This is a genomic window from Geobacter metallireducens GS-15, assembly GCF_000012925.1.
Classification (GTDB): domain Bacteria; phylum Desulfobacterota; class Desulfuromonadia; order Geobacterales; family Geobacteraceae; genus Geobacter; species Geobacter metallireducens.
Window position 1 is genome coordinate 1,334,350 of the sequence record NC_007517.1, and the last position, 13,802, is coordinate 1,348,151.

Below are 13,802 nucleotides of genomic sequence, written 5' to 3' on the forward strand. Positions count from 1 at the left end.
TGCCGGACCGGACGAAAAAGCGGCTCCAGTAGCCGGGACACGTCGAAAGGGGAGGATGGATGATGAAGAAAAGGTTGGAACGCTTCGTTTGCTCGCTGTTTATGGTCGTGCTCATGGCGGGATATGGCAATGCCGGGATGATGACAGCTTCGGCCGCTGGGACTGCTCCCTATAAGGAGGGGGAGTTGATCGTGAAGTACCGGGAGGGAGTTTCCGAGGAAGGGAAGGCGGAGGGGCACCGCAGGCACGGCTCGGAGAGGAAGAAGGAATTCCGTGACCTCAACATGGAGCAGGTGAAGATCAGACCGGGCCTCGGCGTGGAGAATGCCGTAAAAGAGTTCGAGGCGGACGACGATGTGGAGTATGCGGAGCCGAACTATCTGCTGAAGGCCTCGAAAATTCCCACCGACCCGAAGTTCTACAGCACCTGGGGAATGGCGAAGATCAATGCCCCGGCGGCCTGGGACAATACCACGGGGAGTGCCGGGGTCGTGGTGGCCGTGATCGACAGCGGCGTCGACTACAACCACCCGGACCTAAAGGCCAACATGTGGATCAACCAGGCGGAACTGAATGGCAAACCGGGAATCGATGACGACGGGGATGGCGTGGTGGACGATATCTACGGGTACAACGGCGTAAACAACAACGGCAACCCCATGGACAACAACGGTCACGGCACCCACGTGGCCGGCACTATCGGGGCGGTCGGCAATAACGGCATCGGCGTGGCCGGGGTCAACTGGACAGTCAAGATCATGGCCTGCAAATTCCTGGATGCAAACGGCTCCGGCTACACCTCCGATGCCATTGAGTGTCTACAGTACGTCAAGAAGATGAAATCCCGCGGGGTGAACATCGTCGCCACCAATAACAGCTGGGGGGGCGGAGGCTATTCGCGGGCGCTCTACGACACCATCAACAGCCAGCGGGATATCCTCTTCATTACCGCCGCCGGCAACGCCGCTGCCAACAACGACACGACCCCGAGTTATCCCGCGGACTACAACCTGCCGAACATCATCGCTGTTGCCGCCACCACGTCGACGGACGGCTTAGCCTCGTTCTCCAATTACGGCCGCCGGACCGTCATGGTGGGAGCGCCCGGGTACTCCATTCTGAGCACCTATCCCAACAACCAGTACGCCTACCTCTCCGGCACCTCTATGGCGACCCCCCACGTCACCGGCCTGGCCGCGCTCATCAAGGCCAAGTATCCGACCATGGACTGGCGGGGGATCAAAAACCTCATCCTTTCCGGCGGCGACCGCCCGTCGTCGCTGGCCGCCAAGACTGTCACCGGCCGGCGTATCGACGCCTTCGGCTCTCTCACCTGCGTCGACAGCCGCGTCTTCTCCGCTCTGACATATCCAGCCACCCTCCAGCCTGGTGTGGCAACGACGCTTTCCGCCCTGAGCATCAACTGCTCAAAGCCTGCCGGACCTGTCACGGTCTCCCTCAGCACCGGTGGGGTCTTGACCATGCGCGATGACGGTGTCTACCCCGATCTGGCAGCAGGGGATGGGATATTCACCGGCTCGTGGACCCCCACCGGTACCGCCGAAACCCTCAACTTTTCATCGCCCGTCGGTGCCGAGACAGTAACCGTCGGCAAGTAACCGGCATGAAGGTGGCGCCGCCCAACGGCGCCACCTTCCCAATGCAATCCTTTGCTCCGACGCTACCCTAGCGTACCCCCTCCCAGGTGATGTAGCTGATCTTCATGACGCCGGGGCTGGGGCCGACCGGTTCCCTGATTTTGAAGGCGGACAGGTTGCCGCGGTTGGTACGGACGCAGACGTTGGCGTTCTCCGGTATCCTTTGGATGGGGATGCGCCGCTGCGTCATCTTGACTTTCGAGCAGTTTTCATAGGTGGGTTTTTCTCGGGTGAAGCCGAGGGAAGCCCCATTGCGCGGCGTCAGGTAACGCTCCGTCTCCGTTTCCGCCTCGAACCAGATGTCCGCGTCACCGTTCTGGGCAATGCTCCCTGCATCCAGGTCAAACAGATAAGTCTGGCGAATCTCGCCCCTTCCCTGGGTGATCATCTTCCCCGCTGTGGGCTCTTCTGCCGTCCTTCCGGCGTCCGGCGGCGCGGCAACCACCAGATCCACCCGTGTCCCGCGCTTTGCCGTGGTTCCACCCCTGATCTTCTGGTCGAGGATTGTTCCGGGACGCGCCCGGGTCGTCGGTCGCCGGGTCTCGGCCCCCGGCTGCAGTCCCGCATCCACCAGCATCTTCAGGGCGCGTTGCCGGGGCTGCTTCACCACGTTGGGCACCGTCACCAGTTCCGGTTCCGGGGGCTTTACGGCTACCACCAACCTGACTTTTCTCCCCTGTGCCAGCTTCGAGCCGGCCTTGGGGGTCTGGCCGATGATCGTGCCCGGCTCTGACGTGTCGGTTTTCCGCTTTTCCACCGTTCCCACCCTCAAGCCGGCTGTTGCAAGGGCAGCCTTGGCGTCACCGAGGGTTTTCCCGGCCAGTTTCGGCACGGTGACGAGCTTCGGCGGAGGGGGCTCCTGCTGTCCGCCGGGCGGCGGTTCTTCCGGCCGTTCAGGAGGAACCGCCACGACGAGATTCACCATCGCTCCGGCGGTGACGCTCGTCTCCTCCGGCGGCTCCTGCTGAGTCACTGTCCCCGGTGGGGCTTCGGGCACAATCTGCCGCACCACCTGGGGGTGCAATCCCTTGACGCGGAGGGCCTCGACGGCCTGCTGCTCCTCCATGCCGGTAACCCGAGGCACAGTGATGGCTACCGGTTCAGTCTGCCCCTGGCCGGAAGGGGTGGTGGTGCCGGTCGTCGTAACGGGCGGCGATCCCTTGAACAGCTTGACGAAGCTGGTGCGCAACGATTCGACGCCGGTGAAGAGCCCCGCCAGCGCCACCACGATTGCGGTGATGGAGCTGATGAGCCAGGCGAGCCGATTCTTCCGTACCGCCGGCACGGCGCCGGTACCGCCCGGCGCAGCCGCTCCGACCGTCCCCTCCAGCACCCTGCCCAGGGTATCCACCAGTTGCGCCAAGTCCGAGTCCCAGTGGGTGTCGTTGATCTCGATGGCGTTGCGGCGGGCCAGGAGCTTCAGGTCGTCGGGGAGATCCGCCTCCCCCGGCATGGCCGCATCCTGGACCAGCACCGGAACCACCCGGATGTTCCGCCGCAGGGCCGTCCCCACTTCCAGGCGGATGAAATCCCGGGGGTCGTCCAGGCGACGCCGGCCCGCCGCGTCGGTACAGTCAATCCACCGCCGGCCGATTATTACCAGGAGCACCGCGCAGGAGCCCACGGCCCGGTCGATGGCCTCCACAAAATCAACTCCCGGCTCGATGGCGGAGACGTCCATGAAGACCCGGTCCCTGCCGAAACGTTCCCGCAGCCGGTCGTAGACCCTGCCGGCGTGGCCGGCACTCTCCTCGCGGCGGTAGCTGATGAATATGCCTTCCATTGTGGTTTCCTCCAGTCAGGCGTCGGTGACGGTGAGGTTTGTGGCGGGCATGGCCTCCTTGCTGCGTACCGGTAAAGGTTGGTTCATTAAGTATAAACCAGCCTCGCGCGGCATCAAGGAAACGGGGTGAAATTGCCGGGGCTGAATTGGAACGGGCCGCCAGTTCCCTGGCAGCCCGCATCGATTACCGGCCTGCTGTGTAATGGTTATGCCTCTACCAGTCGTAGGTCATGCTCCGACTGTTGTGTTCGTCGCATGCGCCAACCGTTGAATAGCAGTTCCCTTCTCCGTAATTGGTCGGTGAAGAAGCCTTTCTGAAACCTTTGAGCACTTGTACCTTCGTCCCGTTTGCCTGGACTGTCCCGTAGGGGGCCGGATCCGTATCGTAACCGATGAGCCGGCTGATGCGGTATCCGTGGGGAATCTCCACGTGGCAGGAAACGCAGGGGGCTCCATTGAAACGTGTCCCGCCGATAGTCATGGAGTCATGGTGATCTCCCTCTCCGTGGACGTTGTTTTCCCACGATCCCCCCGAGTAGATGGGGTGGCAGTTGACACAGAAGAGATCGGTCGACCAGTTGTTGGCGTTGCTTCTGACGTCGCCGAGGGTCCAGAGCTGGCCGTTTCTGTTGTAGGGCCAGTAGGTGCGGGGTCCCTTGAGGAGGTATTTGGTTGCTCCCGTACTCCCGGTGGGCGGAGCCGCGTGGCAGTCCGAGCAGACCATTGTCTGGGTTCCCACGTTGGTCCAGCCGAGGCTCATTTGGTTCGAGCGCAACGCCTTGGGTGCATAGGAGCCGGTCTGAGAATTGAGGGGGACCTGTATGGGGTGTGCCGACCGGTTGTTGGGGTTGAACTCCATGGCCTGGTCGGTGAGCTTGATATTGGAGTGGCTCACGACGGGGCTGACACCCGTGGTCGCTGGGCCGAAGGCGTTGTACGAGTGACACTTGTAGCAGACCTGATACTGGTTTTGGGCTGGATTGACGAGGGAGAAGGTCATGATCTGGGTCCAGAGGGGGGCAGTTCCCGGCACGACGCCGGACATGGTCTGCCAGTTGGCGATGTAGAGGCCGTGCTTGTCGAAATGGACCAAGGTCGAATGGCAACTGGTGCAGTCCCTGAAAGGAGCAAACACATAGGTGTTAGTGACGGGGTCGAGCACCAGCCTGTGGCAGTCCAGGCAATCGAGCCCTTTGGTGGTTATGAGGTTGTGGTGACGCGTGACATTGTTGCCGCTTGCATGGCAGACACGGCAGTCGGCCATGGTGAGGGCGAGGGCGGCGGCAGGGGAGGTGGCTGTTTCGAGGGTGATGGACGAAACTGCCGCCCCGGTCCCCAGGAGCACAAGACAGGCCACTTGGTTCATCCGTTTCAATACTTGGCGAGCATTCATGGTGATCTCCTTCCATGGAGTTTGAGAGCTGGTCAAACCACGATTATTTCTGCTTGGATGTTTCTCCGGTCTTGACCGGCTTCCAGGTCTTGTCGGGATCGAACAGCTCCATGGCCTCTGCCAGACGTCTCGTATTTTTGCCGAGATTTTTCTCGTACACGGTTCCCGCCTGATTGACGATGAAGGTCATGACCCCCGAATTGCCATATTCGGCGGGATAGGCAACGAGCGCAAAGCCGAGGATCATCCTTTCCTTGACCACATACTGGTATGCCCCTCCCGCGGCGTGTTTCCCCTGCCCCTTGAGTATCTTGAAGTAGTAGCCATGGAAGGGGGAAAGGTTGCTTTCCTTTGCGTACCCTTCCTTCGCCGCCCGCGCCACCAGGGGGCCGAGCGGACTCTCGGGTTCGCCCTCCTTCGCTTCCCAGTACAGGCCGTCCCGTTTCCCTTCGGAACTGATAAGCTTCTGGGCGAATTCAACTTTTCCGCCTCCCCGGCAATCCTTGCCCGCGTATTCCTGCTGTGCATCCACATAGGCGTCGAGCACATCGATGACGTGCAGTTCGTTCCTGCCTATTCTCCGTTTCAGGATCTCCTTTTTCCCTGTCCCGATATTAAAGGCCCATTTTCCCCCTTTCTTTACGATCGGTATGGGCATGGGCCAGTTATCCGGGCCAACGTGCAAGACCATGACCGTGGCGGACTTGCGCTCGAGGCTGTTCATCCGGTCATAGGCCGCAAGGAATTTTTCCCGGTCCGTCTTGTCGGCAACCTCGTCGCCGGACGATATCAGATCCTTGCTGCCGGGACCGAGGATGAGCGTCAAATCTCTCTCGTTCCCCTCCCTCACGGCGGCAACCAGGGCTTTCACCGCGTTGTCGGGCGTGGCGAATTTCTTCTGCCGTGTTTGCGCCGCAAAAGATGGTGTGGATATCACTGAAAAGATCATGGCAACGGCCACGACGCAGGCCCACATCACCCAACCCGTGCCCCCTTTGTGATTCGATGCGCTAACTTTCATGGTGCCTCCCTGTATGCGTGCAACCCTGCTATAACCAAAACAGTCTGTATCAACGTCTACCGCCACCCCGGGAGCCGCCGCCGGATGGCTGTCGTATCTCGCCGCCCCGGAAGCCGCCACCGGCAGGCTGTCGTATCTCGCCACCTCTGAAGCCGCCTGAAGGCTGTCTGATCTCTCCCCCAAAACCGCCTCTGGACCTTCCCATCGGCGGCGTACCACTCCGGATGCTCATCTCGCCGCGATTGATCGCCCGGCGCTCGAAGGTCCCTTCGCCGACCCCCCTGAAGGGGGTATCCCGCCCTGCCGGCCGCTGTACCTGTTCCCTCGGTGCCTGTATTCTCGGCGTCACCGTGGTGCCTTCCCGCCGCTCAACCGGAGCCTGCCGGACTGCTGGCCCTTGTTCCCTCTGCGGCACAACGGCCCGTTCCCTCTGTTCAGGCACGCGCCCGGCAGGCGCCTGTGTGCCCCGCAATCCCGGCCTCACTTGACCCCTGACTGGATAGCCGCGTGTTTCCGGCCCGGCCGGTGACACCCGTGTCGGTCTCAGCCCAAAGCGTTCGCCCGTTCGTATGTCCCGATAGGCAACCCCTCTCCTGTGGACGGGGTTATGGCGCCAGACAGAGCCGCCAAGATCCCGGCTGGTATTGAAACGGTTGAACCGCCTCGTCCGGTCGAAGTCTACGTGGATACGATGGGAACGCCAGTCGCACCAGGCCCAGGAAAAAATGTTGAAGCTGAAATAGAAGGGAGGGCCGAAGGCGATGTAGCTCAGGCCGAAGGGGTAACTGGTCGGGTAATACCAGTAGTAGGGGGGGTAGTCGGGATACCACCACGGGCCATAGATATATGACGGATCATAGACCGGCACATAGATGACTTCCGGGTCAACCGGCTCGATCTGGATCTCTCCCTGATCCTCGACAACCTTCTGCTGGCTGGTTGTCTTGAGATTCCCCTGCTGCTCGGCCTTCTGGCGCAATTCCTGGATGGAGGCCATGACATCATCTTCCTGGCTCAGAAAGGCATCCCCCAGTTTTCTCGTCTGGTCGAGCTTGTCGCTCAAGGCGAAGAGAACGTCCGGAAAATGGCAGAGCGATTTGACGCTGGGATCCCACGGCTTGTTCTGGAGGGCATTGTCCAGTTCGGTCCCTTTCAGCCCCATGTTGTCCCGCCGCCATCGCTCCGCCTCCACTAATTCAAGCGGATACGTGGATGCCATCAGCACCTGGGCGATCAATGAATCGGGATACAGGGCGATCGGCGCAAGCATCTGAGTCAGCTCCTGCTTGCTGAACTTGGCCGCCTGATCGGCTTCCCCTTCCTGCGCCATTGTACCCACCGGCATCGCGAGCATGACGATGACGATACATGCCACCTTCAGGATAGTCATGATTGTCGCTTTCATAAGCTCTCCTCTGTTACGTTTCCCGTCCATCCAGCACACCCCTTCACGGCGGGCCGGCGTTACCGCGTTCCGTCACTACCGCCTCATACCCCTTGCGGACCCACATGGCGTTGCTCCCGATGTTCAGCTTCTCCAGACCAGGCGGCGGATCCACTCCCGGGTCGAGGGGGTGGAGCTGCAGTGCCTCCTCCCCTTTTTCCGTCAGGGCCGTTTCCAGCTCCCACCCCACCCATTTGGACTCGCTGGCGCTCTTGGACCAGAAGAGGAGGAAAAGGTCCCGCTCCCTGATCTCGTTGTCGAGGCGCGGCTTGAACTCTTCCCCGGGGTTCAGGTCGAGGCAGTCCTGGAAGACATCGATGCCCGCCGCGATCTTGATGGCGTCCACCCGGTCCAGGACCCGGAGCCGGTCCTTTGAGGAGTAGGAGGCGAAGGCGGTTTTTGCCGGCTCGCCGCTGGCGGTGGCGACTCTCTTCCTCTTCGGCGCGGCGGTTATCTCCAGGTCGAGCCGCAGGCGCGCCACGATGATCCCCTCAATGGCCACATCGAACTTGAGGGGGATGGTCCCTTCCTCGGCGCCCTTGGGCACGGTCACGTCGAACTCCAGGAGGGACCGCCCCCCCTGCCAGGTGAATTCCTGCTCGGGAGGATCGACGGTGAGCCCCCGGCCCGAAAGCTTGACGGTGACGCGGGTATCCCGCTTCCAGCGGCACTCCTGGATGCCGAGCACCGGCTCGGCGGAGGGGGCCAGTTTCGTGAGGAGATCCTGGACCTCCTGCTCCAGGGCCTTTTCGTAGGCCACGAACCGGGCGGTGAACTCGCTCCCCGGTTTCGCCTGCCGGGGGGCCGAGGCGCCGAGTTGGACTGGCTGCAGCTCTTCGGCCGCATCCGGCACGGTGCCGGACATTTTGGGCGCAGGTGCCGGCGGAGGCCCTCCCCCGACGGTTGGAGGAGGCTCGGCTCCGACAGGTGATGGCTCCCCTTGTGACGGCTCTGATAGCTCAAGTTTTTTCAGCCGGAGGGGGCGGCCGAGAGTAATAGTTGCGTGTGTGTCCACGGATCGCATGTCGTCGGGAGTGAAACGAGCCACTGAACCGCCCGCCCGCATCGTCACTATGTCGACTGGCCCGATCCCGCGTTTCTCGTCACCGCTTCCCGCTGCTTCCGCCCCCTCCCGGATTTCCTGCAGGGCCGCCACGAGCCCCTGTCTTTCGAGATCTTGCGGTACCGATGAGAGTACGTTCTTGAGAAACGCCAGCTGGTCCAGCACCGACTGGAACTGCCGAGGCGATCCCACATTCTTCGCCCTGGCGTAGTCGTCGATTATGTCCCCGGTATAATCGGCCAGATCCCCGGCGGCCAGGTGCCTGAGGAGGAGACAGTCCACCGGCGTGGCCGTGTTCCAGAAATCGGGGCTGGCATTGTGCTCTCCCTCCGCCAGTTCCACAGCCTTGTCCACGGCGGATTCGAAATCGGGGGGGAGTTGTTCCTCTCCGTCCAGCAGGTGGGCCAGGGTCTGGGCCGTCAGGTGATTGACAAGGGGATAGTAGGATGGTTTGCCCCGTTCGAGGCCGAGGGCGTACGCCCGGTAGTAGTGATCCGCCATGGCATGGAGGGCCGCCTGCTTTTCCGGGACTTCCGTGGCGATCATCATCCGCCGCTTGGCAACGCTCCCCAGAAGCGATAGCCGTTCCACGGTCTCGCCCAGGGCGCTGTTCAGCCCCGTCAGCCTCTCTTCCGCCTCGGTGACGAGGTGAAGCGCCTTGGCCGGGTCTGTGGCGGCCAGTTCCTGGGCCCACCGGGACTGCAGGTTCCAGAGCTGTTCCGCTGTTTTGATGGTGGCAAGCCCCTTGTCGTCGTCGGTGGCCCTCCGGTAGTGATCCACCGCCTCCGCAAACTGCTTCAGCTCGCCGTAGGCCCGCCCCAGCGCCTCCTGGAGAGTACCGCAGGCGAGCCAGGCCGGCGGAACGCTCTGCTCGATGCCCCGGATGGCCTTCAGGTGCGCGTCAGCGGCCGGTCCCCGGGAGGTCTTTGCCGCCGCGGCGATGTTCTCAAGGTCGACGATCGCCTCGGAGATTGCGGTGTAGGAGATTCCGCGGCTGCGGGGAACAGTGGCGCCGTCCCCTTTGCCGAGGGTGAAGTCGGGGTCGCCGTAGCACTGGTAGGCGCCCCACGTGTTAGCTTCGGGGTGGGCGGCGTAGGTGGCGATGCGGGCCGCGAGCACTGCCTGGCCGAAGGTGCTGCCGGTCAGCATCCCCCGGTAGAACGTGGCGGCAAAGAGGGACGCCGCATCGTCCTGCACGGCCCAGCCGGCGGCCACCACTCCCCGTACCCCCATCCGGATCAGTTCGGTGGCCACGTTGGCGGCCAGGTTCGGCAGGTTGCGGGGGGGATTCCGGTCGTCGATCTTCCCCAGGTGGCAGCAGTTGACGAATACCAGTTGCGGCACCGTGCGCATCTGCCGGATCTGGGCCGCCGTCAGGAACTGGTTCTCGCCGATGACCATGCCGGTGACGGGGTTCCCCTCGGTCTGCTGGTGGCAGGAGCCGCACGGCACCGGCGGGCGGTAGTCCAGCACGCCGTGCCCGGCCAGGTGGACGATCCGGTAATCCCGGGCAAAGAGCTCGGTCATGATGGCCGGCCCCGTGGCATCGGAGCCGATGAGGGGGGTTATGGTGTATCCGTAGTTCTTGAGGGATTTCTCCACCTCCCGGGCCTCCTGCTCGGCAGCGGGGAGGTTGGTGAAGGGGGTGGTGGGGTTGCCGATGACCAAGGCCGTTGCCTCCCGTGCCATCACCACCTGTTCGCGGAACCGTTCCACCAGGAGCTGCCGCACCATCCCGGCCTGGACGGCCAGGGGCTTTTCGGCCCGGGCGGTGCTGTCACCCCGCCTGCGCTCCTGCATCATTTCCCACGGATAGCGGGCCGCCGTGTCGTTCAGCACCAGCACCATGTCCCGGCGGTCAAGGGTGTACTCCTTCAGCTCGTTGGGGACCAGCATCTCGAAGAGGGTCACGGCAACCCCTTCTTCACTGGCGGTGGTTTCCGACATCTCTTCTATGAACCGGTCGGCCAGGCTCCGCTGGGACTGCTGCAGGTAGACCTCGGCCCGGGCCCGGTCGGTGAGGAGGTTGAAGGAGAGTCGCTCCTCCTCGTCCTCGGTGATCTGGAGCCGCTGCCACCAGGGGTCCTCCTCGAAGAAGCTGGCCCGGCGCATCCCTCCTTCCAGGGGGATGACAAGGGGGGTGGCGTCGATGTCAAAGGCCCGGGAGATGTCCGGGTCGCTGCGCAACCGCGCAAGGGTTCTGGCTGCCTGTATGGCCCGGTCCTCGTACAATTCCACGAACTCCACCTCTTCGATTGGGGCGCAGTCGGCGCGGCCCGAATCGGCGATGGCGTGGTTGGCGTCGATGATCCCCCGGAGTATGGCGGTCACCGCGTCCTGCACCGAGACGCCGCCGGCGCCGGTTCCAACGAGGAGTGCGCTGATGCCGGCGGGGCCGGGCGTGCCGCTCCTGACCGGGAGGCATTCGGCCCGCGCGACGGAATAGGCCCGCGCTCCGCGGGAGACGGCCCGCAAGAGCTGTCCCGGGGAGAGCTCACCCACGCTGCCGAGGCCAATGACGATGGCTCCGGCCGGCTTGCCGTCATTTCGTTGCGACTCCTCCCACGAGAGGTTCAGGAACACCTCGGCAGTGCCGTCGGCCCCGGGGTATACCCCGAGCTTGTGCCGTGCGCTCAGCCGGCCGTCGAGGGTCCGGTCCAGGTAGGCCTCGGCGCTGATGATGGTGTCACCCTTGTAGTGCCCCACCAGGACCGGGTGGCCGGCAAAGGCCAGGTTTCCGTGGCGGACGCTGATCTGAATCTTGCGTTCGGTGCGGCGGGGCCGCTTCGCGCGTCCGGCCCCTACCGCGGTCCGGGCCAGGTCGGTGAAGTCGGGGTAGAGGGGCTCCTTCTCCGCCGGAAGCTCGAAACGTTCAGGCACGCCGCGGGTTTCGGGCGGGGCCGTCGGCAGTAGGTCGGTGGTGCCGCGCCGCAAGAGGTCGGTTATAGCGTCGAACCCCTCCTCGGCGCTCGGAAGGTCGCCGTGGGAGGCCTGCAGGTACCAGGCCTTGACCCCGTCCGGAATGCCGCCCTCCCACGGCACCCTGCCGTCGCCCCGGGGGGTGGCGTGGAAGACCAGCCGCTTCTTCTCCCCCGTATCCTCGATGGTCAGGTCCACCGGCGTGGCCGGCGCACAGCCGGCGATGTAGAGCATCCGCTGCGGGTCGATGGGGGAGGCGGCCAACTTCTGCCGGTTGGCGCGGGCCGCTGCCAGCGCGGCGGCGGTGGGGGGCTGCCAGGTGTCGTTTTCCGGGTCGGCGTCCGCCAGGTTCTGCCACGCCCCGGCATCGAAGAGGTCGAAGCTGGACAGGGCGGGGAGCATCTCCAGGAGGCCGGGAAACTGCGCCACGATGCTGATCAGTTCCCGCTTTCTGCGGGTTATGTCCAGCAGGGCCAGCTTGCGGATGAGGCTGTCGCGCCCGGTCAGTACCTGGGTCACCGCATGGGAGCCGCCGTTGGGGGTGCCGAGCATGATGAGGCGCGCATCGGCACGTTCCTTCATCCGCTCCCACACCTCAGGCCGGGCCACGATCATGGCCCGGGCCACGAGTCCTCCCATGGAGTGGGCCACGATGCTCACCGGCTGTCTGTTTTTCTCGGTGGCGTCCAGGGCTTTGGTGATGGCGTCGGCGAGGCGGTTCGCCTCATCGAAGAGCGAGAGCCGCCAGTCGAAGGGGAAGGGCTCCACCCGGTGGGTTATCGCCAGGTGTTTCACCAGGTCGCCGTAGAAGAGCCAGATGGGAGCGTCCGGTTTCACCAGGTTCGGCGTACCGTAGCTCAGGAGCTGCAATTTCCCCCGGGCAATGTCGAAGGGATCGAGCCAGATCCGGTTCTCGTCGATGGCCAGGTGGCTCCCCATGATTCCGGGCAGCACGAAGACCACCGGCGCCATGTCGGCCACGTCCCGCTTCTCGTAGGGGGGGGTGCCGCTGTCGGTGGCCCGCACCGAAAACGTTTCGAACCCGTCCGCTTCCGAGCCGCTCCGGGAGAGGGTCCGGGCGAGGCCGTCGGCGCTGTCGGCGTTCTCGAAGTAGCTGAAGTGGTTCACATCGGGCCCGCGCCGGAAGATGAATCCGGACCCGCCGGACCGCTCACAGCCGCCGAACATGGCCTCGGTGTTCACCACCAGATCGTTGTCGTCCTGGTAGAGGGGGTCTGTCAGGAGAGTGCCGATGGCGCTCAGGACGTTGCCCCCCTCGATATCCCCGGCGATCACCCGCAGCTCCCCGGCAACGGGGGCCTTGGGCCTGTTCAGGAGCGCCACCAGGGGTGAGGAGGGGATCATGGCCTCGATTCCCGGCAGCACCGTGGGGTCGGTCCGCTCCTTGGCCACGGCCATGATCAGCTCGCTGAAGATGCTGGTGAAGATCCCGCCGGGAAGCTGGGCAACAAAGCCGTACCCCTCCAGGAGGTTGAAGAGGACCGACAGGTAGATGTCGAGCCGCTCCGACGCAAGGGTGGTCCCCCGGGCGGGGCAGGCCACCCGCACGAATCGCTCGATCTTGAACTGCTTCTCCTTGAGGAGGGTGTTGAGGCGCTCCAGGTCTCCCCGTGCCTTGTCGGGGTTGCGTTCGGCGAAGAACGTCAGGTCGGCATCGTCGAAGGGGTCGCGCCCCCCCTCCATGCCGGACCGGCAGAGGAGTTCCCCAACCATCCCCCCCCGGGAGTGGGAGACCAGGTGGAGCCGCGCCCCGGCCGGCAACCGCTCGGCAGCGGCAATGGCGTTGTCGATGGGGTTCTTGGAGAGGGTTTCGTGCTCCAGGCCGAAGACCCGCCCCTCGTAGGGGGTGAGGAGCTGTTGCCGCTGGGGGCGGCGCTTGTCGGTCCAGAGCTTGCCGAAGCTCCCCGTCGTGGACGAGGCGGTGCCGTGGAGAAAGAGGAGCGACGGGCGGTCCGCCGGGAGGTCGAGCACCGCTTCGGAAACCGGCGTGATCGCCAGCTCGTCTCCCGGTAGGAACCGGTGGAGCCCGGGGCCTCGGTTCTCATCCTTTGTGCCGAGGAGATGGTTCTCCAGCTTCTCCGCGATGAAGCGGGCCGCGTCCGCCGCCACGTCGATGTTGAAGAACTTCAGGGTCTTGATGACGATCTTGCCGATGAGCCCCCGCGAGGCGCCCCGCCGTTCGATGGCGGCCGGCAGCTCCACCACCCCGTCCGCCCCTCTGGTGCCGGCCAGGCCGAGCAACTCGGTCCGCAGCCGCTCCTGGGAGGTCCAGAACCGGGTCCCGTCTTCCAGCTCCACCTCCACGATGTCGTCGGGGCGGCTCTCGATCACCGGCGTCTCCGTCCCCCCGGACCGCGCCGCGCTGATCTGGAAGGTGCGCACCTCTTTGATGGTGATCTGGCCGGTGGTTCCGGGGGGGAGCGGTCCCGTGATTTCCGTGCCGGGGATGCGGAGTTTGATGGTGGATTTATCTTCGGCCATGGTATTTCCCTCCGTGGAG

General features: G+C 64.1%; 6 protein-coding genes. 1 reads left to right on the forward strand and 5 read right to left on the reverse strand.

From position 1 onward, the window contains the following. The first annotated feature begins 62 nt into the window (after nucleotides 1–62). A complete protein-coding gene (locus tag GMET_RS06015) occupies nucleotides 63–1,619 on the forward strand; it encodes a S8 family peptidase (RefSeq protein WP_238378984.1) in 1,557 nt (518 codons plus the stop codon). Between the two features lie 67 nt (nucleotides 1,620–1,686). Here the strand turns inward: GMET_RS06015 and GMET_RS06020 are convergent, their stop codons facing one another. The 5 genes from GMET_RS06020 to GMET_RS06040 all read right to left on the reverse strand — a co-directional run bounded on the left by GMET_RS06020 (nucleotide 1,687) and on the right by GMET_RS06040 (nucleotide 13,783). Continuing rightward, complete coding sequence (locus GMET_RS06020) at nucleotides 1,687–3,441, reverse strand: PASTA domain-containing protein (RefSeq protein WP_004512174.1); 1,755 nt, start codon at nucleotides 3,439–3,441, stop codon at nucleotides 1,687–1,689. A gap of 214 nt (nucleotides 3,442–3,655) precedes the next feature. Continuing rightward, nucleotides 3,656–4,834 carry a hypothetical protein gene (locus GMET_RS06025; protein ID WP_004512173.1) on the reverse strand — a complete coding sequence of 393 codons (1,179 nt, stop codon included), beginning with the start codon at nucleotides 4,832–4,834 and terminating at the stop codon, nucleotides 3,656–3,658. A 43-nt stretch (nucleotides 4,835–4,877) separates the two neighbouring features. Further along, the gene (locus GMET_RS06030; RefSeq protein WP_004512172.1) at nucleotides 4,878–5,855 is read right to left on the reverse strand and encodes a DUF2950 domain-containing protein; all 978 of its coding nucleotides are present in this window, start codon (nucleotides 5,853–5,855) and stop codon (nucleotides 4,878–4,880) included. 49 nt (nucleotides 5,856–5,904) lie between these two features. Next, a complete protein-coding gene (locus tag GMET_RS06035) occupies nucleotides 5,905–7,260 on the reverse strand; it encodes a DUF3300 domain-containing protein (protein ID WP_004512171.1) in 1,356 nt (451 codons plus the stop codon). 43 nt (nucleotides 7,261–7,303) lie between these two features. Then, nucleotides 7,304–13,783 carry a DUF7379 domain-containing protein gene (locus tag GMET_RS06040; protein ID WP_004512170.1) on the reverse strand — a complete coding sequence of 2,160 codons (6,480 nt, stop codon included), beginning with the start codon at nucleotides 13,781–13,783 and terminating at the stop codon, nucleotides 7,304–7,306. Nucleotides 13,784–13,802: the final 19 nt, after the last annotated feature.

Bases quoted from the DNA above. Each gene is read 5' to 3' on its own strand.
- GMET_RS06015 (WP_238378984.1), top strand. From the start codon at position 63: ATGAAGAAAAGGTTGGAACGCTTCGTTTGCTCGCTGTTTATGGTCGTG.
- GMET_RS06020 (WP_004512174.1), bottom strand. From the start codon at position 3,441: ATGGAAGGCATATTCATCAGCTACCGCCGCGAGGAGAGTGCCGGCCAC.
- GMET_RS06025 (WP_004512173.1), bottom strand. From the start codon at position 4,834: ATGAATGCTCGCCAAGTATTGAAACGGATGAACCAAGTGGCCTGTCTT.
- GMET_RS06030 (WP_004512172.1), bottom strand. From the start codon at position 5,855: ATGAAAGTTAGCGCATCGAATCACAAAGGGGGCACGGGTTGGGTGATG.
- GMET_RS06035 (WP_004512171.1), bottom strand. From the start codon at position 7,260: ATGAAAGCGACAATCATGACTATCCTGAAGGTGGCATGTATCGTCATC.
- GMET_RS06040 (WP_004512170.1), bottom strand. From the start codon at position 13,783: ATGGCCGAAGATAAATCCACCATCAAACTCCGCATCCCCGGCACGGAA.